At 57.7% G+C, this 18,516-nt stretch carries 19 protein-coding genes; 3 read left to right on the top strand and 16 right to left on the bottom strand.

Annotation, left to right across the window (positions count from 1 at the left end):
* The coding region (locus G113_RS11610) for an acyloxyacyl hydrolase (protein WP_005901982.1) at positions 1 to 575 on the top strand (575 nt) is incomplete at its 5' end.
* An 80-nt stretch (positions 576 to 655) separates the two neighbouring features.
* Here the strand turns inward: G113_RS11610 and G113_RS11605 are convergent.
* The 3 genes from G113_RS11605 to G113_RS11595 all read right to left on the bottom strand — a co-directional run bounded on the left by G113_RS11605 (position 656) and on the right by G113_RS11595 (position 5,127).
* Entirely contained in the window at positions 656 to 1,297 is a 642-nt protein-coding gene (locus G113_RS11605) for an energy-coupling factor ABC transporter permease (RefSeq protein WP_005901981.1), read from the bottom strand.
* A 45-nt stretch (positions 1,298 to 1,342) separates the two neighbouring features.
* On the bottom strand, positions 1,343 to 2,086 hold the full coding sequence (pflA, locus tag G113_RS11600; RefSeq protein WP_005901980.1) for a pyruvate formate lyase 1-activating protein: 744 nt from the start codon (positions 2,084 to 2,086) through the stop codon (positions 1,343 to 1,345).
* A 65-nt stretch (positions 2,087 to 2,151) separates the two neighbouring features.
* Positions 2,152 to 5,127 (bottom strand): sensor domain-containing phosphodiesterase, encoded by a 2,976-nt coding sequence (locus G113_RS11595; RefSeq protein WP_005901979.1) that lies wholly within the window; start codon positions 5,125 to 5,127, stop codon positions 2,152 to 2,154.
* 134 nt (positions 5,128 to 5,261) lie between these two features.
* Here G113_RS11595 and G113_RS11590 point away from each other — a divergent pair, with 134 nt between their 5' ends.
* Positions 5,262 to 6,959 (top strand): FAD-dependent oxidoreductase, encoded by a 1,698-nt coding sequence (locus tag G113_RS11590; RefSeq protein WP_005901978.1) that lies wholly within the window; start codon positions 5,262 to 5,264, stop codon positions 6,957 to 6,959.
* 48 nt (positions 6,960 to 7,007) lie between these two features.
* On the opposite strand, the gene G113_RS11585 is transcribed toward G113_RS11590, so the two are convergent.
* The gene (locus tag G113_RS11585) at positions 7,008 to 8,009 is read right to left on the bottom strand and encodes a hypothetical protein (protein ID WP_005901974.1); all 1,002 of its coding nucleotides are present in this window, start codon (positions 8,007 to 8,009) and stop codon (positions 7,008 to 7,010) included.
* A gap of 326 nt (positions 8,010 to 8,335) precedes the next feature.
* Between G113_RS11585 and G113_RS11575 the strand changes: the two genes are divergently transcribed.
* Complete coding sequence (locus G113_RS11575) at positions 8,336 to 9,694, top strand: tyrosine-type recombinase/integrase (RefSeq protein ID WP_005901970.1); 1,359 nt, start codon at positions 8,336 to 8,338, stop codon at positions 9,692 to 9,694.
* 164 nt (positions 9,695 to 9,858) lie between these two features.
* Here the strand turns inward: G113_RS11575 and G113_RS11570 are convergent, their stop codons facing one another.
* The 12 genes from G113_RS11570 to G113_RS21785 all read right to left on the bottom strand — a co-directional run.
* A complete protein-coding gene (locus G113_RS11570; RefSeq protein WP_005901968.1) occupies positions 9,859 to 10,533 on the bottom strand; it encodes a KilA-N domain-containing protein in 675 nt (224 codons plus the stop codon).
* Positions 10,534 to 10,737: 204 nt separating this feature from the next.
* The gene (locus G113_RS11565; protein WP_005901966.1) at positions 10,738 to 11,706 is read right to left on the bottom strand and encodes a hypothetical protein; all 969 of its coding nucleotides are present in this window, start codon (positions 11,704 to 11,706) and stop codon (positions 10,738 to 10,740) included.
* Positions 11,642 to 12,502, bottom strand: a complete 861-nt coding sequence (locus G113_RS11560; RefSeq protein WP_005901964.1) for a hypothetical protein — start codon at positions 12,500 to 12,502, stop codon at positions 11,642 to 11,644. Before G113_RS11560 ends, G113_RS11565 begins: the two co-directional genes overlap by 65 nt.
* A 111-nt stretch (positions 12,503 to 12,613) precedes the next feature.
* Entirely contained in the window at positions 12,614 to 13,084 is a 471-nt protein-coding gene (locus G113_RS11555; protein WP_005901963.1) for a ribonuclease H family protein, read from the bottom strand.
* Entirely contained in the window at positions 13,081 to 13,281 is a 201-nt protein-coding gene (locus G113_RS11550; RefSeq protein ID WP_005901962.1) for a hypothetical protein, read from the bottom strand. Before G113_RS11550 ends, G113_RS11555 begins: the two co-directional genes overlap by 4 nt.
* Complete coding sequence (locus G113_RS11545) at positions 13,281 to 13,493, bottom strand: hypothetical protein (protein ID WP_005343727.1); 213 nt, start codon at positions 13,491 to 13,493, stop codon at positions 13,281 to 13,283. The genes G113_RS11550 and G113_RS11545 overlap by 1 nt, the downstream gene beginning before the upstream one ends.
* 57 nt (positions 13,494 to 13,550) lie before the next feature.
* A complete protein-coding gene (locus tag G113_RS11540) occupies positions 13,551 to 14,054 on the bottom strand; it encodes a hypothetical protein (RefSeq protein ID WP_005901957.1) in 504 nt (167 codons plus the stop codon).
* A 110-nt stretch (positions 14,055 to 14,164) separates the two neighbouring features.
* Positions 14,165 to 14,749, bottom strand: a complete 585-nt coding sequence (locus tag G113_RS11535; RefSeq protein ID WP_005901955.1) for a hypothetical protein — start codon at positions 14,747 to 14,749, stop codon at positions 14,165 to 14,167.
* Positions 14,749 to 14,973 carry a hypothetical protein gene (locus G113_RS11530; protein ID WP_005901953.1) on the bottom strand — a complete coding sequence of 75 codons (225 nt, stop codon included), beginning with the start codon at positions 14,971 to 14,973 and terminating at the stop codon, positions 14,749 to 14,751. Before G113_RS11530 ends, G113_RS11535 begins: the two co-directional genes overlap by 1 nt.
* Positions 14,974 to 15,178: 205 nt before the next feature.
* Positions 15,179 to 16,147 carry a major capsid protein gene (locus G113_RS11525; protein ID WP_236611760.1) on the bottom strand — a complete coding sequence of 323 codons (969 nt, stop codon included), beginning with the start codon at positions 16,145 to 16,147 and terminating at the stop codon, positions 15,179 to 15,181.
* Positions 16,148 to 16,769: 622 nt separating this feature from the next.
* A complete protein-coding gene (locus tag G113_RS11520; protein ID WP_005901946.1) occupies positions 16,770 to 17,126 on the bottom strand; it encodes a helix-turn-helix domain-containing protein in 357 nt (118 codons plus the stop codon).
* A 1,157-nt stretch (positions 17,127 to 18,283) separates the two neighbouring features.
* Positions 18,284 to 18,516: hypothetical protein (locus G113_RS21785; protein WP_236611759.1), on the bottom strand; the 233-nt coding region annotated here is incomplete at its 5' end.

The following is an 18,516-nucleotide window of genomic DNA, read 5'->3' as shown; positions in this document are numbered from 1 at the left end:
TAGAAAACCCGGGGCGATTCAGTCACTATCGGGAGATGGATATGGATGTTCATGCTCGCTGTGTTGCTATTTTGTTGTTTTTTGTCTCGGATTCATCAGTTGTCGTGGCAGCAGAGAATGCCCAACAACTGATCTTCATGCAGGTTGGTAAGCCAACATCAACCCAAAATGTCAACATCACTACTGTCGATTTGAAGTACCACAATATGTTCTGGTCATGGGGGCAGACGGGCTGTCAGTTTGGATTAGGGGCAAGAGTTGGCTGGTTCGAGGTTGCTAATGAATCGACAGCCAGATTGGGAGGAGGGGGGCGTATAGGTTGTCAATGGGGGCATTGGCAAACTTGGGTTCCTTTGGAGATGGTATGGCTTGAACAGCATTCTTTTGGCGAGCGGGGGGCTGCTTTCAAAGATTATGGTGGTCCATTTCAGTTTGTAAGCGGGTTGGGGGTGGGATATGCCTTCAACGAGCAGTGGAGCCTAGGTTATCAGTTTGAGCATATGTCCAACTGGCATATGTATGAACCTAACCCTGCTTTGAACAGCCATAACCTGGTGGTGAGTTATCGATTTTGATGCCACCTGTACTACGGCCGACGTTAAAAAAGCCCGCAGCTGCGGGCTTTTTTATGGTTCTTATGCGCTTGGCATCGGGCTCAGCGGCCCAGATAGGTACGGTCGAAGAAGGTGCTGACCCAGTGGGGTCGGTAGATGGCAAGCAGGGTCATGGTCATGCCGTTGAGCAGCGCCTCGGGAAAGAGCAGCAGCGGCCAGATGCTGAGGTAGTCATCGACGATAATCTGCCAGCTGTAGTCACCGTTTAGTCCAAGCAGCAGGGCGGTGGCCAGTACCTTGACCGAGATGGCAAGCGCCCCGCCGAGGAAGGCGGCGATAAAGAGGTAGATGAACAGGTGTCGCGGCAGCCAGGCCCAGCTTGCGAGAAACAGCAACCAGCTGGTTGCCACTGGCAGTGCTATGCCAATCAGGGCGTTCCAGCCAACGTTGGCCCACTCTTCTACTCCGGCATAGCTGAGCAGCATCAGGGTGAGGCAAGGCGCCCAGAGTGCCAGTCGCCAGCCGAGCAGCAGGGTCAGGCTGGTGATACCGAGAAAGTGGATGGTCAGGCCGTCATGGAGGCCAGCGCGCAGCAGCCAGAGCGGGATCAGGATGATGGCGCTGCCGAGCAGCAAATGCTGATAGAGGGAGGTCATCCTCAGGTTGTGCCAGAGCGCACGATGTACACTTGCGCCCAACAGTAACAACCAGAGGATCAGGGCCGCGAGCTGGCCTTCACTCATGGGGGCATCCTTGCCTTGGGGCCGCGGGCTGGCCGCGGCGGGAGATCAGTATTTCACGTTGTCATGGTACTGGCCGAGGATAGCCTGGATCTGATCCATGGTCTCCCGTTTGGGAGGGTGAATACCGGTCAGTTCGTAGGTCTCTCCCAGCACGTCCCATTTATGCTTGCCAAGCTCGTGGTAGGGCAACAACTCAACCTTTTCTACCGATCCACCCAGCTCCTTGATGAACTGACCCAAGCCATGGGCGCTCTCTGGATCATCGGTCCAGCCGGGTACCACCACGTAGCGGATCCACATGTTCTTGCCCTTGGCGGCAAGATAGCGGGCGAACTCCAGGGTGTACTTATTGCTGACGTGGGTCAGGGGAATGTGTTTCTCGTCATTGATCTGCTTGATATCAAGCAAGACCAGATCCGTGTTGTCGAGTACCTGGTCGAGCATCTCGTCGTAGTGGCGAACGAAGCCGTTAGTGTCGAGACAGGTGTGGATCCCCTGGGCCTTGCAGGCCGCAAATAGCTCGGCAATGAAAGGCTGTTGCAACATGGCTTCGCCACCGGAAGCGGTCACGCCACCGCCAGAGGCATTCATGAAGTGGCGGTAACTGGTGAGATCCTGCATCAGCTCAGGAACCGTCACTTCCCGGCCACCCTGGGTGTCCCAGGTGTCGCGGTTGTGGCAGTACTTGCAGCGCATCAGGCAGCCCTGCATGAAGACGATGAAGCGTATTCCAGGACCATCGACGGTGCCGCAGGTTTCTACGGAATGAATGCGACCAATAACAGACATAGGGTACTCCAGCGTTTCGAGCAGGCCGTTATTTTATTACGAAAAGCCCTATAAAGCATACTTGTTTAGCTGGCTGGCAAAGGAGTCAGCAGACTCTCCAGTGCTTTGACCGGCAGTGGGCGACTGGTGAGGAAGCCTTGGTAGTGCTGGCAGCCAAGATGCTTGAGTATGTCGAGCTGCTCTTGTTCTTCGACCCCTTCGGCAGTGACGGTGAAGCGAAACACCCGGGCCAGATCGAGAATGGCCTTGACGATGGCTCTGTCCTGTTCACTGTGCACCAGGGTGTGAATGAAGCTGCGATCCAGCTTGACCTCGTCTGCCGGCAGATCGCGCAGATAGGCGAGGGATGAGTAGCCGGTGCCAAAATCATCGATGGAGAGCAAGATGCCGAGCTCCTTGAGCTGGTGCATGCGGGCGATACTCTCCAGCCTGTTCTCCAATACCACGGATTCGGTTATCTCCAGCAAAAGGCGGGAGGGGGGGACGCCGGTGTCGCGCAGTATGTACTCTACCTGTTGCACGAAACCTGCAGTGTGGAACTGGCGGGCACTGACGTTGACCGACAGGTGGGGGATCTTGTATCCCTGATTGAGCCAGAAACTGTACTGGGCGCAGGCCGTCTTCATCACCCAGTAGCCGATATCCTGGATGAGGCTGGTCTCCTCGGCGATGGGAATGAACTCCCCTGGCGGCACCATGGTGCCGTCGCTCCTCTGCCAACGCAGCAGGGCTTCTATGCCGGACAGGGCGCCGTTGTCGACCCGGTACTGCGGCTGGTAGTGCAACAGCAGTTCGTGATTGCGCAAGGCATCGCGCAGCTGGTTGCTGATGGCAAGCTTGCTGCGCTCCTTTTCGGCCATGGCCTGACTGAAGAACACATAGCTGCCCTGTCCACCGCGCTTTGCCATGTGGGCGGCGGTATCGGCCTGTTGCATCAGGATCAGGTGATCCTTGTCCTCTCCCGAAAACAGGCTGATGCCAATCGAGGCGCTGCAATGCAGCTTGTGGGATTCGATGTCAAAAGGAGCCCGGAATTGGCCCATCAATTCGCGGGCAAAATGCTCTGCCAATATCTTGGCGGTCACATATCCCTGGCCCAGGGCGGTGAACAGCAGGGCGAACTCGTCCCCCGAGGTCCGGGCCAGTACCAGATTTTCCTGGGGCAGCTCCTTGAGGCGTACAACCACGGCCTGTAGCAACATGTCGCCATAGGCATGGCCCAGGGAGTCGTTGATCGACTTGAAGTTATCCAGATCGACCAGCAACAGGGCTCCCCATTGACCATTGGGTTCGCTCAGGGTGCGATTGAGGGCATCGGTCAGGCTGCGGCGGTTATAAAGGCCGCACAGATCGTCGTAGTAGGCGAGCTGTTCTATATTGCGGGCCGCCTCCTTTTCCTTGCTGACGTCATAGAAGCTGCAGACCAGGTGGCCGATTTCGCCATGCTCATTTCTGACACCGCTCACCATCAATCTGACCGGGAACAGGTTGCCAGCCTGATTGAGACACTGCTCCTCCCCAATCCATAGCTCCTGACGGCGGACTGCCTGCCACACCTCCTCTTTGAGGCGATCGCCGTAATAGGGGGGGCGCAATCGGTCAATGTGCTGGCCCACCATCTCTCTCTCCTCAAAGCCGGTGATGCGGCAAAAGGATTTGTTCACCTTGAGGATGGTGCCTTGGCTGTCGGCCACCAGCAGACCATCGTGGGTATTGAAGGCGACCTCGGCCAGGCGCAGGGCATCGTCTGCAGCCAGACGTTGCAGTTCGATGGCGGCCCGCTTGGCCTGGGAGGTGAGCACGTCGAGCAGCGGCATGGGATCGGCCAGTGGCTGGTCAAGCAGCAAGATGAGCTGACCTATGGGGCCCAGGTTCGGCAGGCTCAGGGGAATGCCGATGAAGGCCTTGGCATCGTGACTGAGCAATTTGGTGGCTCTGGGATAGCGCAGTGCCAGATCTTCGATATAGAGCGCCTGACCGTGGTGAAACAGCTCGGCGCTGGGGCCGGGATCCAGTCCCATGGCGGGCCAGTGTTGCGGTTCACCCTGGAGCCGGACATGCCGCGGTATGACCCAGAGATCCTTGCCCCTCGGTTGGTATTCACCCACCCACCCCAGGCTGGCGCCACTGATGTGGCAGGCCCAGCTCACCAGGGTTTCACAATAGTCGATGCCCGTCATCAGACTGAGTTCGCCGGGGAGGGACAGCGTGCGGGTGGCCTCGCTGCCCATCTCCTCAGCCTGAGGTTGCCAGTGGCCCAGTTGCTGAGCGCAGTGGCGCACCAGTTGCAACATCTCCTCGTTGAGCAGCGTGGGGGTCCGGTACTCCAGGCTGAGCACGCCGATGAGCTTGTCCTGGTCAAGCAGGGCGGCATCGAGGCGTGAGTGGACATTGTCCTCGCTCAGGTAGTAGTGCTGGCTGAGCATGGGTTGGTGGGCGGTTTCGGAGAAGCTCAATGCCTTGCGGGTGCGCAGGGCGCGAATGTAACGGCTGTCGCCTCGAATGGCCGCAAGCGGCATGGCTGCCGTGCCGGTATCGGCGCCATCCCATCCGAGAGAGAAGACGGGCGTGAGCTGTTCGCCGCCCAAGCTACCGCTGGCTTGGTAATGCCAGAGGGCGAGCCGGTCTGCCCCCAGGGTCTCTTTCAGGCTTTCGAGCATGGGGGCGAACTGCTGCTGCCCCGCCATCTGGCTGAATCTGGGCAGGTGAAGGGCAAGATCGGCAGTGACTTCCTGGGACTGAGCCTGCAGGCAGATGAGCCAGAAGGCATCCTGCTCGTGGGAGAGGGCAATCTGCCAGAGGATGCCGGCAAAGCGAAGATGCAACCGACCGCTTTGGCCGTTGGCCAGCATCTGCTCTATCGGGCCGCGCAGGGCCTCCGGCAACTGGGCAGGCCAGGGAGCTCTGGGTTCATCGAGCCAGTGCAGTGGGGTTTGCATCACATCCGTCAGGGCAACCAGTCGTTGGCTACGAGCATCCAGGCGAAAGAAGAGGGGCGTGGACGAGGTGGGCACTGGTTGACGAAGTGCGATAGACGACATGAGGGAAAACATCCTGTTGAGCGACTGCCGGAGGGCCAAGAATACTGCATATTGCGTGCAAACAAAAATTCGTTGAAATCTAAATTAGCAAAGTCTAATGTGGTGGCAATCTATCGTTGACTGGAGTCTTGCTGATGAAACGGATCCTGATTGTTGGCGGTGTGGCTGGCGGCGCCTCGGCGGCGGCCCGCGCCCGTCGCCTGAGTGAAGAGGCCGAGATTGTAATGTTCGAGCGGGGCGAGTTTGTCAGCTTCGCCAATTGCGGTCTGCCATATCATATCGGTGGCGACATCTTGGAGCGGGATGCCCTGCTGTTGCAGACGCCACAGAGCTTCAAGCGCCGCTTCAATGTGGATGTCCGGGTCTTTCACGATGTGATTGACATCGACAGGGCAGGCAAGACATTGCTGGTGCGCAATCTGCAAACCGGTGAAGAGCGGCGCGAGCCTTACGATCAACTGCTGCTGAGCCCGGGGGCCGCGCCAATCCGTCCTCCTTTCCCCGGCATCGACAGCCCCCATGTCCATACCCTGCGCAACATCCCCGACATGGATCGCATCCTGGCGGCCCTGCACCACGACAAGCCGCGCCATGTCACCGTAGTTGGCGGCGGTTTCATCGGGCTGGAGATGATGGAGGCGCTGCATCAGCGCAAGCTTGCGGTCACCCTGCTGGAGCTCTCCGATCAGGTGATGGCGCCGGTCGATAAAGAGATGGCCAACCTGCTCCATGCCCGCATCCGCGAAGAGGGAGTCGACCTGCGCCTGCGTACCGGCCTTTCTGCCATCGAGAGTCTGGATGTGCAGGCCGAGAAGACGGCGGAGGTGCCGACTCCCCAACGTGGCGGCCTGCGCCTGACCCTGAGTGATGGCTCACATCTTGACACCGGCCTTTTGATCCTCGCCATCGGCGTCAAGCCCGAGACCCTGCTCGCGGCAAAGGCCGGGCTGGCGCTGGGGCCCCGCGGCGGCATCAAGGTGGATGCCGGCATGCGTACCTCGGATCCCTTCATCTATGCGGTGGGGGATGCGGTGGAGGAGACCGACTTCGTCACCGGCGAGTCCGTGCTGATCCCCCTGGCGGGCCCGGCCAACCGCCAGGGGCGCATCGCCGCCGACAACATGCTGGGGCGAAGCGAAACCTACAAGCAGACCCAGGGCACCGCCATCTGCAAGTTGTTCGATCTGGCGGTGGCGAGCACTGGGCTCAACGAGAAGCGACTGGTGCAGCTGGGCCTGCCGTTCGAGAAGGCTTATGTGCATCCGGGCAGTCACGCCGGTTACTACCCGGGCGCCCATCCGGTCAGCCTCAAGCTGCTGTTCGCCCCCGATGGCAAGATCTACGGTGCCCAGGCCATCGGCAAGGATGGGGTCGACAAGCGAATCGACGTACTGGCGGTGGCCCAGCGCGCCGGGCTGACGGTGTTTGACTTGCAGGATCTGGATCTCACCTATGCGCCGCCATTCGGCTCGGCCAAGGATGTGGTCAACATGGTGGGCTTCGTGGCGAGCAACCACTTGAAGGGGGACACCATCCTTTGCCACGCCGCCGAGGTCAATGCCCGTCATTCTCATCAGATGGTGCTGGATGTGCGCAATGGCCCCGAACTCGACAAGCTGGGTCGCATCCCCGGAGCCCTGCACATCCCCCTCGATGAACTGCGCGGTCGCCTGAATGAACTGCCAAGGGATAAAGAGCTGCTCATCAGCTGCCAGGTGGGCTTGCGCGGCCACGTGGCCTGCCGCCTGCTCAGCCAGCACGGTTTCAAGGTGAAGAACCTCTCCGGCGGCTTCAAGACCTGGCAGATGGCGTCCCTGCTCGACCCCTCATAGCTTGCGAAGGCCGAGTCTGAGCGGGGGACCCTGCTCTTTCCCACTCGGTCAGCCGTGGCGGACTTGGCCTAGGCGGGTGAAGCCGTGCAGGCTCTTGCGCCGCAGGAAGTGGCTTTTCTTGATGGGATGGAAGACGAGAGGCCGCGCCAATGCCGCATTGGTGGCTTGCAGCCGGTTGAGCTGGGCTGCAGCCGGCTCAACTGTGTTGATTTGCAGGGTCAGCGGCAGCACGAGAGGCGCCATGGTGGCAGTCTGGGGGGAGGAGATAGCGATTTCGCTCTGTTCGTCCTCGAGAAGGTCCCGTGCCTTGGTAAACGCGATCAGCAGCTGCGGGGTCGCGCTTCCCTCTTCCAGTCCTTTGATAAGGGTGGTAAGGACCTGATGAAACCCGGTCAGGGCCAGAGTAAAGCCAGGGTTGTGGCGCTTGGCGAGCAGGGTATCGAAGGAGAGTGTCGCCAGATTGGTTGGCAGGCGCAGGCCTATCTCGAGGTGGAAGCAGTCCTGACCACCTTGAGGCTGATAGCGGGACTCGGCCAGGTGAAGCAGGCGATCCAGGTAGTCATGGTCGGTGATGAGAATGCCATCGTGGGTCAGCGCCCACTCCCGGGCCAGGTACATGGAGAGGAGATTGGCCAGGCGCCGTGCCATGCGAATTCCCCCCTTCTCCTCGCTAGCCAGATGATGGGCCAGGCAGTATTGGTGCAGATGGGTCAACCCGGCCTGGGACGGGCAGAAGCAGTCGTGATTGGCGGCTTGTTGCCAGCGGGCGATGAGCGCCTTGTTGCCAAATACCCGGTGGCGGATAAAGGTCGGGGCGAGCAGGGTGCCTAGTTGTTCTATTAACTGGGGCGTGATGGCATCGAAGTCGGCGGCACTGGGCGGTGGCGCCAGCAGAGTGCTGCGATGAGCCAGTTGATTGAGCAGGGGCGGCAGTTGGCTCTGCTCGCTCAGGGTGAATACGAAGGCGAGCCGTTCCAGCCAGAGTAGTGCGAACTTGAGCCAGAGCTCATCGCGCACCTCCATGCCGGGGTAATAGATAAAGGTCTTCATCTCGAAGTGATCGCCGCTTGCGTCGTCAGTAACAGAGGAGGGGCAATATACCCAGTTCGTCCGGGCCCGGCAAATCGCGGCGCGGGCTGGCGAGAGGTGCAGGGCCCGCCATGGCGGCCGCTATGCCATGCCGGTAGGCGATGGCGGCAAGTTCTGCTATAATTCGCGCCCTTTTGTTGAGGTCACCCGAGTCAATGACATGAAGTTCATTATCTTTTGACTCCATGTGTAACGCATTGAATTTATAGCTAATCAACAACTTACAGCGCAAAGATGGAAACATTGGCGGTAACTTTTGTGGTAAGACTAGCATAAGTGAGGTGTGTATGAGAAGGCGTGAGACTTGGGCCTTACAGCAGAAGGCAAATGGCTGGTACTTGGTGTGGAATGTCCCCAAGGCTATCCGTGGCTTGCCGATGTTTGGTGGTCGGAGGCTCTACACAAAGACGTTACAAACAGGCGACCTCAAAGAAGCCCAGAGGAAGCGTGACCTCATCATTGCCAACTTTGACCGGTTGGTGGCACAGGCTGAAGAAGCCCCCAAGCGTCTGCGATTTAACGCTTACATCGAAGAGATTCAACAGGCCATCAGGGAAGCAGAGCTGCGGATTGAAGCGGTCGTGTTGCCAGATGGACAAGAGGTTATCGTTGAACCTGAAGGACTACGCCATGCCTATGACGTTGAGGCTGCAATAGCTCGGGGGGATGAAGAGCTGGCGGATGCCATAAAGTTGGCCATCCACGGGGAGCAGGATGTCATCGACAAGTACGCCATTACGCTAAAAGAGGCGTCTACGGCGTTCATCGAGAGTGAGAAGGGCAAGGCCGCGAAGGGCCTTAAAGCCGCAGCCCCGGCAACGTTGAGTCGCGCCAAACACGCAGCAGAAAGCCTTGGATCCTTCCTTGGTCGTCCAGCGGTTTTACTGAAGGATGTGGAGCGGAGGGACGTGACTTTGTGGCTTGACTCCCTGGCTGGTAGCAAGAGCGATAGCACACGGGTTGGTTACTTGTCGGCTTTGTCCCTTGTGTGGGAAAACTGCTATCTCACTCGGAGCGTGGAAGGGGATAACCCATTCAAGAGCGCAGGAATCAAGAGCACAGGCGATTCCCAGTCATACGCCCCTTTCACGCTTGAAGAGATGGCCCAAATCGTCGAGAAGGCACCTCATGATCTTCGCATGTTGACGAAGTTCGGACTTATCACTGGCTGCCGTCTAAGCGAGATTATTGGTCTTCAGGCTGATTCCTTTGAGGTTAGCCAAGGCGTCCCGCTGGTGCGTATCAAGGCAGGCAAGACGGCAAACTCCATCCGTGCCTTCCCTCTTCCGCTCGGTCTCTGGGAAGAACTCAGGCAATGCGTTGTCGGTAACGTGTGGCCTGTCCCTAAGTCGAAGAACCCCCACGGGTGGTCCAGCAAGTTTGGCAAGTTGAAAGAGGCTGCCACAGGCGTCAGAGATCGCACCAAGGGTTTCCACAGCTTACGTGGTATGGCTATCACAGCCTACCAACGTGCAGGCATCCCAGAGGATGTTACAGCGCCAATAGTGGGGCACGGGACCAAAGGGCTAACCATGTCTTATGGCCTCTATTCATCCGGCCATGACTACTCACGCCAGCTCGAAGCCGTTGAGAGCATGCTTGCGTCTGACTACATGTCCCAGTTCCTCAAGTTGTTCAATAAGTAACCACCTCAAAAAAAAGCCCCCTCGGTGAACATCAGGTCTGACGGACGCTAGTGCGTCTATCTGATCCTGAAGTCCGCCAAGGGGGCTTTGTCGTTTGGTTGTCAGGTAGTCTTCTGAATTTCAGAGGACATAGGTGGTGTGGGCTATGACGTGAAGGCCACGTATCACCCCAGCAGTTCACCATTCTGTGAGGTCTCCACGTTGAGCATGGCGGCGACCTTGTGATAATCCAGCCCTACCTTCAGGCCCATTGTGATCGTCTCCATGCAAGCGATCAGAGCGTTCATACAGGGGGCGTTGGATACCTGCTTTATGTACTCCTTGGCTGACCCATTCTTGCCTGTAAGGACAGAAGGGACATACCCAGTGGCAGCCTTGCAGGCCAGCCGGTAAAAGTTGCCGTAGGCTTTCCCGCACATGTCGATCCCCTTGGCCTTGATTGCATCATTCATGGCCTTGCGGGTGGCGTCATGCTTCTCCAGCAGCTCAGGGGACACAGCGACAGACTCAGCGATAGCGGCTGCCTGCATGGTGTTGCCCTTGGTCAGTTCGTCGAAAGCGTCAAAGACTGCATCCTCGAACTCGCTGGAGCAGTAGGCAGCGAAGGCCAGCAGACCACGCTTGTTTACCCAAGTGCCGCCTCCACGGTCAGCACGGGCTTTGCTGGTACATGCGCCAAATTTGCGCATCTGGTTTTCGTCCAGAGAGCGCGTCCAATGATCGAGAGCGCGGACCTGACCGCCAGCAGCGGCCCAAGCCTGACTCAGAGCTGTCGCATGGTATTGCCCTTGCTCGTTGGTGGGGATAGTGAAGGTGTTACCGTTGAAAGTGATCTTCATAAATGGGTTCCTTATGTTGTGCCTCTCATGCCGTTCCCCCTCCAGCAAGCCCTCACCGCTTAACCCATAGGCAAGCTGGAGCAGCAGAAGAAGCACGACATAAAGACGCGATGATTGGTTGATTGAGTGACGGTCGGGGAGTGACCGGATGTATTGCTTAGGTCAGGGAGAATGACCCCCAGAGGTTTCTAGGGGTCGATTGGATTAGCGGAAGAATGACTCGAAGGGGTTGCTCGATACGTCCTTCAGCTTACGCACCGGATAGCCAGCGCCTACCTGTTCGTACTGGTCAGCGTGTTCCGTGCGGCGGGACGGTTCGTCCTTACCGTAGGTGACGTCCTGCTGTTTGAACTCGCTGGCAGTCTTCTTGAACATGTCAGGTGTGACTTGCACCATCAGGCCGAAATTGTCTTTGTGCTGGAAGATCAGCGTCCCGTCCATGTCGGTAAACTGGTGCCACTTGTCCAGCGGCTGGTTGGTCCCGAAGTATGCGCTGGAAGCATTCGCCAAAGTACGGTCGATGGTCGTGTTAAGAACCTCATTCAGCACCTTGTCTTCGATGTGAACACCTAGCGTTTCCCCCAGCATGTTACGCACTCCGGTAATGCCGGTAACGGTCACACCATTGGCGTCGTGGGTGTCCGCTGTGACGTACTCAGCGGCTTTCTCAGAAGCTTCCGCAGGGGACAGGCCGAAGTGCATCAGGCCCTCTTTCTCGCGCTTGTATGCCTCTCGCTGTGTCATGTTCAAGCCAGCCATCACCTCGCTGTCCCTCTTCCGTTCATCTGCTGAATTGACCGGAAGCATGTAAGGGGTTGCGGTGGTGAGGGACCGATACAGAGACCCAGCGAAATCTTCCCCAGACTTCCGACTTAACATCAGGGCTGCTTGGACAGCCTGCCGTTGTGTCTTGGTCAGCCCTACGCCTTCCAGAGCGTCCACACCTCCACGCACGTCTAGGTACATCTGGAGGGTATTCGCTGCTGCTTGGAAGGTCTGGGAGGGGGTCTTGCCGTCAGGGGACACGGGGTTAGCAAACATCGCTTCCATCAGGTGCTTGTCGGTGTTCAGGACGGACGTTGCGGCCACTGTGCGGTGCAGCGCAGGGTTAGACCGGACAGCCCATTCCACCTCGTCCCTCTTGACCCCATCGTTGATAGGTGCGAGAGACATCACGACCTCCATTGGGGTCCCCGTGTGAGAGCATCCCAAGGACTGCCATCTGGCGCTGGGCCTTCAGGGCTTCCTTGTGTGCCTTGTTGACCTCGATTGCTCGGCGTCGTGCTGCTGCTTCTTCCTCGCGCTTCTTGGCGTCGATCATGGACTGGGCCTGACGCTTCCAGACCTCCACGTTGTCGTGCAGCTCAGGGGCCAAGCGTTGGTCTTGGGACATCCGGTCGAACAACTCCATGCGTCCCTCTGTGATAGCGATTTGGGCCATAGAGGCGATGGCGTGTTGCTGGGCCTCACCCTTGAGAGCCATGACGGATTCCCAGTGTTCCGGTGAGACGTCCCCAGTTGCCCGCAGTTCGTTGGAGGTGTTGTAGACGGCTGCCCGTACCTTCTCACGGGTGTCGTGGGCTGCTGCCATGCTTGCAGTGGTCTTGTCCCGCAGGTAGTCAATCTTCTTGCGGATTTCGCTTTGACGACCGATAGGGGCCTTCTCGATCAGACCATAGAGGTCGTCGATCCCTGCTGCCTTCAGAGAGCCTTCAGGGTCCTTGGCGAAGTCTGAAGGGTCCATCCCCTTGATCGCGTCTTCGTACTTCTCCACGGCAATCGACAGGTCAGCCTGAAGGACCTCTTGGTCTATCTGGTGCTTGTACTTGAGGGACTGCATCCCGAACTCTGCCAGCTTCTCAAGGCCGGACAGTTGGCGGGGAGCAGGGGCCACAGACGCTTGATAACGCTGTGCGGTTACTTGGCGGGTCGGTTCAAGGGAACCAAAGCCACTTTGGCGAATAGTCATGTCATTTTCTCCTTTAGCATCGCGCCCCTACGTGAAATCTCGGGGTCAATCCCCCAGACTCTTCCTGAAATTTCACGTAGGAGCGCCAATAGTTGAGTGTGTTGATCGGTTTTACATTCCAGCGCGATTCATTCCGGCCACAGCCAGTTGATCCGCTCGTTCGTTCATCGGGTGGCCGCTGTGTCCCTTCACTTTCTTGAAGGTCACTTGGCGGGTGTTCAGCAGGTTATCCAACTGTTCCCAGCGGTCCCTGTTCTGGACTGGCTTGTTGTCGGCCCTCTTCCATCCTTTCGCCTTCCATCCGGCTAACCACTGGGTCGCCCCATTGATCACATAGGCGGAGTCCGTCAGGACCTCGACGACAGAGCCAGGTTTAAGGAGTGACAGCCCTTGAATGACTGCTTCCAGTTCTCCGGTCTGGTTGGACTCCCCAGCGCCCACGCAGAAGCCGCAGCGTTCAACTTTGCGGCCATCGCTACGGACGGCAAGGAAACCCCAGCCAGCCACTCGGACTGACGCTTTGGTGTGGTTGGTGTTGCAAGCGCCATCAGTGGCGAGTGTGTAGGTGTACTGTTGGGTCATTTGGTGTTGTCTCCGGTGGTCTTGATGTAATGCCTTGCGAGAAGGCGGAGGGTCGGTTCATGGAGCTTCAGACGCTTTGCGGTAGTCCGGCAGGCGGTCATGAAGGTGGCCCCTTGGAGCCTCCGATAGGCCACGCAAAAGAGGGCATGACGGATCTTGGCTTTGCGTATGTGGCTCCAGTCCTCAATGGTGATCATCAGGCGGCCTCCTGTTCGGTTGTCGGGAACAGCTCACGGGCAAGCGCAAGCATCGACTCTCGGTCTGTCCCGTGGGATTGCATGACGTACCGGTTGATTGCGTTCTGCACCTGACCAGTAGACGGACGGCGGCCAAGGGTCAGAGTGGCGAAGGCTTGAAGGCGCTTCACGAAGTCGCTGGGATGGACAAGAAAGGTTTCATTAGCGGTCATGTTGATAGGTTCCTTCGGTAGAGCAGGGGAGACGCTGGGCCTCCCCCGTGGATTGCTTTAAGCGGTCAGCAGGGCAGCCAGCTTGGCCTTGACCTTCGGAAGGGTCCGCTGGGCATGTTCGCGGCGGTCCTTGTTGTGTTCTTCAGTCGCACGACTCCAGCCCTCCAGATCCTTCAGGGCCTCCAGCAGTTCGTCTTGGGTTGGCTCGTGGTACTTAAAGGAGTGATCGCGGCCATGCTCGGAGCCGTTGCGTTCACAGATAACCAGCCATTCAGTCGCCGCTGCTTTGCCCCACTCTTTCGCATTGTTGAAGTCGAAGCGGGTGGCGTAGACCCAAGCGGCCATCTGTTGGTGATCCTCTTCGTAGGCTTCACGGTTGGCCTTGGCCTTCGCTTCAGCAGCCTTGGCCCGTTGGTGTCGCTGGGAGGCTTCCATCTGGAGCACTCGGACTTGTCCAGAAGACAGGCCAGCCAGTTCGGCCAGTTTGTTGATAACAGCGCGTTGGCCGTTGATTACGTCCAGCAGTTCTTCGGACAGGTCAGCAATGGTGATTTTGTTCATGTCGGTTTCCTTGTGTGTGTGTTGAGACGGGCACAGTGGCCCCTCCAGAAGGCCGCAGAGGCTTTCCGGATGGTTGTGGTATGGGGTAACTAGGGGTTAGAGAAAGTGGGTTATTTGACGGATTGCAGGGCGCGACGCAGGCGATCCCATTTGGTCATCGCGGAGTCGTATTCCCCAGCGATACCGTCAGCGATAGCCTCCCGCAGCAGCTTCAAGCCAGACTGGGAGTTAAGCGAGCGGACGCTGTTAATGTCGTTCTGAGGCTCGTTCATCAGGTAGTCGCTGGGCATTCCTACCTGTGCGGCCATGTCGATCATTACCGCTGTTGCATGGGACTGGATTTCCTCCCGACTCATGCCGGAAGAAGAGACCACAGAGTCCATTCGGCTTTCGCCTAGACCCAGCAGCTCGTCAGCGTAGAACTCAGCGACTCCACCGCCTCCCAGCGCGTCATTCACAGCGTTCAAGCCTGAAAGAATGGTGTCCGGTAGGGACTCGGTGTCGTTGTCCTGGGAAAGCGAGTGATCGTCCTCGTCGTCGAAGAAGTAGTCCTTGAAGTCCTCGGCCTGTGCCTTGGTCATTTCGATCCCATCGAGTTCATAGAGGGCTTCCCCTTGGTCGTTCACGCCGCTGGAGTAGGAGGGCAGGTCGCAGGTCTCCACGCTGAAGCCGTAGTCGGCGGTCTGGTAGTCCATCACTGCACCTCCCCAGCCAGTTCACCTTGAGAGCGCAGTTTGTCGAACTCACGGTTAATCAGTGCGTTGAGCATCTGGGTGCGAGTCAGGGCAAAGCCTGCTTGCTTGGAGAAATGGAGGGTCAGAGCGTCAGCCTTGGGGATAACGTCTTCCCACAGGATTGCAGTGGTACGGGCTTGGGGCTTCTTTCGTTGCATGTTCGGGTGTTGAGTTTGAGTAGACATAAGGTCTCCTTGAAGTTGAGAGGTAATAGGCCAGAGTAACGTTATTCAAAGAAGAACCCCCAAGGGCAGCCCCCGTGTTAACCACAGGAACTACGCATGGGGGTCTAAGGATTCACAACCATGACCGTTAGCTATGCAAATCACCAGAGGAAGAGAGGACCCTGACCGGAAACCTCTCTCCATCCTTTGGTCAGGGAAATCCCTGTTACGCTTCCAGCAGAGCGACCGCACAGGCCGGACGCAGGATGTTGTGACCGACGAACATCTTAGCCAGCGCGGTGTTACCGACACGCAGAGGCTCGGGGACCCACTGGGTCACAATGTCTCGCACCTTCACGGTAGCCGCGCAGTCCTTCGTGTAGACCAAGCCAAGCAGCTTGGAGAAGTTCCCACGGTACGCAGCGGTACGGCCAGAGCCACCGTCTTCCACGCTCAGGGGTTCCGGTGAGCCGATCAGGCCATTGCTTTCATCTTGGTCCGGCAGGTTGTTGGACTCGTAGACCTTCATACCGGCAATGCGCAGGCCAGTGTCAGCGTTACCGTTGGACTTGTCCTCGCCAGTCTGGCCCAAGAAGCGGTTATCCAGCCATGCCATGTTGCCGATACCAGCAGCCGCATTAGTCAGAGCCTCGAAGTCGTCCGGCTTCAGGACACACACAGGGATGCCTGGGACGCTTGCCTTACGGAACTCGGTGCGGGCACGGTAGATAGCGTCCACGATTTGTTGACCACGGGTCATCGGACGGCCTGCCGCATCGGTTGCTCGCAGGGTAATGTTCTCGGTGAAGGTCTCGTCATCCAGTACGCCGTTCTCACCGAATTGAGCGATAGCCAGCTCTTTGTTGGTAATGAAGGCAGCCTTGGCGATGGTCCGGAAGACGTTCTTGTCGATCATGTTCGACAGCTCATAGGCCAGCTCACGGGCATAGTGAGAGCGAACCTCAAAGGTGCTCAGGTCTTCGTCTTGTTCTGCCACGAACACAGCAGCCACAGCGACGTCATCGACGGTGACAGTGCGCAGGACGTTCTTGATGCCGCCAGCTTGGATCAGCTCGCCGGGCTTGTGGTACTTCGCATTGTGGCTCATGCCAAGTACAGGGAAATCGAATGCTTTGCCGCCCTTCAGGGTCATCACTCGGGTGGTGTCCAAGGAGACGCATTGATTGCGGAACATCGTCAGGACTTCACCAGCGAACAGCTTCATGAATAGGGCTCGGGTATCGCCTTGACCGTTGTTCTGACCTACATGGGTTACGTTTTGAAAAGTCGGGAAAGTGCCGTAAGCAGACATAGTTGTTTTTCCTTGTTGATAGGTGGATGGCCCTTCGGCCAAAGAGAAAGAGGGAAAGGGAGTCAGGACGTAGAAAAAGGGAGCCCGCAGGTTTCCCCACGGGCTGGTCCTTGAGTTACGCGCTTTGGAGCGTCCTCATACGTTCTTAGGTCAGGGAAATCCGGAGGGAGGCGAGAGGGTGTCCGATTTTCGGGATTCCCGATTTCCGGACAGGGGGATCTAGAGGTATCCATTTTTCCGGATTCCGGATTTTTGGACAGGGGGATCGAGAGGGTGCCCAATTTTGCGGATTCCGCATTTTCGGGCAGGTGGACGCTGGGGGTGTCCGATTCTGCGGATTCCGCATTTCCGGACAGGGGGATCGAAAGGGTGCCCGATTTTCCTGATTCAGGATTTTTCGGCAGGGGGACGCTGGGTTCCCAATTTTCCCAATTTGGGATTTTTGGGAAGGCGGGAGACAGGGGGCACATTTTCCGGATTTTGAGACCCCTCCCAGCCACGTCCATCAGTCATCCAAGTGACGGCGGATCACGTTTGAAACAGTCTTTTGGTTCAGCCCCAGCTCCTTCGCAATGGCTCGCCCGCTCAGTCCATCCCCGTACAGACGCAGGATCTCAGAGTCACGCTTAGCCTTGGCCTCACGGTTGATCGCTTCGGTCGTGTATCCGTACTCGGCAGGGGTCAGGTTCAGCGTCTCCATGATTGCCATACGCTTCAGCTCCCAGCGGTTCTTCAGGTACTTCTTCGGCTCACTGGTGACAAGGAAGGTGATCATGCGCAGGCGTTCATTGACGGCTTCCGGATGTGCGCGGTTCATTGCGTGTTTCTCAGAGAGCATCGAGGTGATAGAGATTGCAGTCATAGCGGCTCCTTGTGAGTTGATAGGTGTATCGCTATGGGCAGGGAGAAAGGGAGGGTGAGCGGTTTTCCGGATTCCGGATTTTCGCGCAGGCAGACGCAGGGGTGACAGATTTTCCTGTTTCAGGATTTTCTGTCAGGCAGACGCAGGGCTACCGATTTAGCGGAATCCGCTATTTCGGTAAGGGTCACATGGGGCTACCGGATTTGTTACGCTAACATTTCCGGTAAGGCAGACGCAGGGGCTACCGGATTTGCCCCTAGGGCATTTTCGGTAAGGCAGACGCAGGGTCATCCTCGGGACAACAGAGGGACTGACCTCGGGGGTGGTTGATTTTGGGGAATCCCCATTTTCAACCAGTGCATTCTCTATGACTTCTTTAACAACGTTGTGTCCGTTGTTAGGGCTCATTTTGAACAGCCTTGCAATCGCACGGTTGCTCATGCCTTCCTTGTGCTTCTCCAGAATCGCAGCGATAGACGCACTAGCGTCCGTCTGTCACGCTTCTCCTTCAGTTGCACGGAGAGGGCTGGGGGAGATCTCGGGGTGGCATTTTTGCGGATTCCGCAGTTCTGCCAAGGCAGCTTCAGGTCGTCCTCGGGACCTCTTCCGGTTTTTCGGGATTCCCGATTTTCCGGAACCTGAAGGACGGACCTCGGGAATACGCCGGATTTGCCGCAAGGGCATTTTCGGCGTATCGCAAGGCGGACCTCGGGGTACTGGCGGATTTGTTACACCACCATTTTCGCCACTCACCAAGGCGGACCTCGGGGGTTGCTAAAACACATGGCGTGGTTTGGCTACCCCTCGGGTGGACCCAAAAGCCGTTGGGACGTTTGGGGCCACCTCAAGGATGGACCTCGGGGTGGTGCCAAATGTCATCACAGCATTTCGCACAACCTCAAGGACAGACCTCGGGGGCACATTTTCGGGATTCCCGATTTTGAGACCCCTCCAGACGAACATCGGGGGTCCCCAAAATGTGCTCCCCCGTTTGGGGACCTCCAGATGGACCTCGGGGTCACATTTCCCTGATTCAGGATTTTGTTACCCCCTCCAGACAGACCTCGGGGGGTCACTAAAAGGTGGCGTCCCGTTTCGTTACCCCCTTCCGGATTTCCCTGTGCATAGGGGCCACAGGATAAGTACCTACAGATTACTTATAGATAACTCCCTCTCCTTTCCTTGCTTGGATGGACAATGTTGATAGGCGATAAAGGGCAGAGCGGAGGGAGACGCTGGGTGGTGTCCAGATTTGGGCTTGGACCATTTTTGGACAGTCCCAAGGTCAGACGCGTGGAGGTGTCCGGATTCCCTGATTCAGGATTTTCGGACAGTTCCAAGGTCAGACGCTGTGATAGCGCAGATTTGCCCTCGGGGCATTTTTGAGCTA

Source organism: Aeromonas molluscorum 848 (assembly GCF_000388115.1).
Classification (GTDB): Bacteria; Pseudomonadota; Gammaproteobacteria; order Enterobacterales; family Aeromonadaceae; genus Aeromonas; species Aeromonas molluscorum.
This window is presented reverse-complemented; position numbering and strand designations above follow the sequence as displayed.

Coding starts and splice junctions, on each gene's coding strand:
- G113_RS11595 (WP_005901979.1), bottom strand. CDS start 5,127: ATGTCGTCTATCGCACTTCGTCAACCAGTGCCCACCTCGTCCACGCCC.
- G113_RS11540 (WP_005901957.1), bottom strand. CDS start 14,054: ATGAACAAAATCACCATTGCTGACCTGTCCGAAGAACTGCTGGACGTA.
- G113_RS11605 (WP_005901981.1), bottom strand. CDS start 1,297: ATGAGTGAAGGCCAGCTCGCGGCCCTGATCCTCTGGTTGTTACTGTTG.
- G113_RS11575 (WP_005901970.1), top strand. CDS start 8,336: ATGAGAAGGCGTGAGACTTGGGCCTTACAGCAGAAGGCAAATGGCTGG.
- G113_RS11585 (WP_005901974.1), bottom strand. CDS start 8,009: ATGAAGACCTTTATCTATTACCCCGGCATGGAGGTGCGCGATGAGCTC.
- G113_RS11545 (WP_005343727.1), bottom strand. CDS start 13,493: ATGACCGCTAATGAAACCTTTCTTGTCCATCCCAGCGACTTCGTGAAG.
- G113_RS11525 (WP_236611760.1), bottom strand. CDS start 16,147: ATGTTCCGCAATCAATGCGTCTCCTTGGACACCACCCGAGTGATGACC.
- G113_RS11530 (WP_005901953.1), bottom strand. CDS start 14,973: ATGTCTACTCAAACTCAACACCCGAACATGCAACGAAAGAAGCCCCAA.
- G113_RS11590 (WP_005901978.1), top strand. CDS start 5,262: ATGAAACGGATCCTGATTGTTGGCGGTGTGGCTGGCGGCGCCTCGGCG.
- G113_RS11550 (WP_005901962.1), bottom strand. CDS start 13,281: ATGATCACCATTGAGGACTGGAGCCACATACGCAAAGCCAAGATCCGT.
- G113_RS11570 (WP_005901968.1), bottom strand. CDS start 10,533: ATGAAGATCACTTTCAACGGTAACACCTTCACTATCCCCACCAACGAG.
- G113_RS11560 (WP_005901964.1), bottom strand. CDS start 12,502: ATGACTATTCGCCAAAGTGGCTTTGGTTCCCTTGAACCGACCCGCCAA.
- pflA (WP_005901980.1), bottom strand. CDS start 2,086: ATGTCTGTTATTGGTCGCATTCATTCCGTAGAAACCTGCGGCACCGTC.
- G113_RS11520 (WP_005901946.1), bottom strand. CDS start 17,126: ATGACTGCAATCTCTATCACCTCGATGCTCTCTGAGAAACACGCAATG.
- G113_RS11555 (WP_005901963.1), bottom strand. CDS start 13,084: ATGACCCAACAGTACACCTACACACTCGCCACTGATGGCGCTTGCAAC.
- G113_RS11535 (WP_005901955.1), bottom strand. CDS start 14,749: ATGGACTACCAGACCGCCGACTACGGCTTCAGCGTGGAGACCTGCGAC.
- G113_RS11565 (WP_005901966.1), bottom strand. CDS start 11,706: ATGTCTCTCGCACCTATCAACGATGGGGTCAAGAGGGACGAGGTGGAA.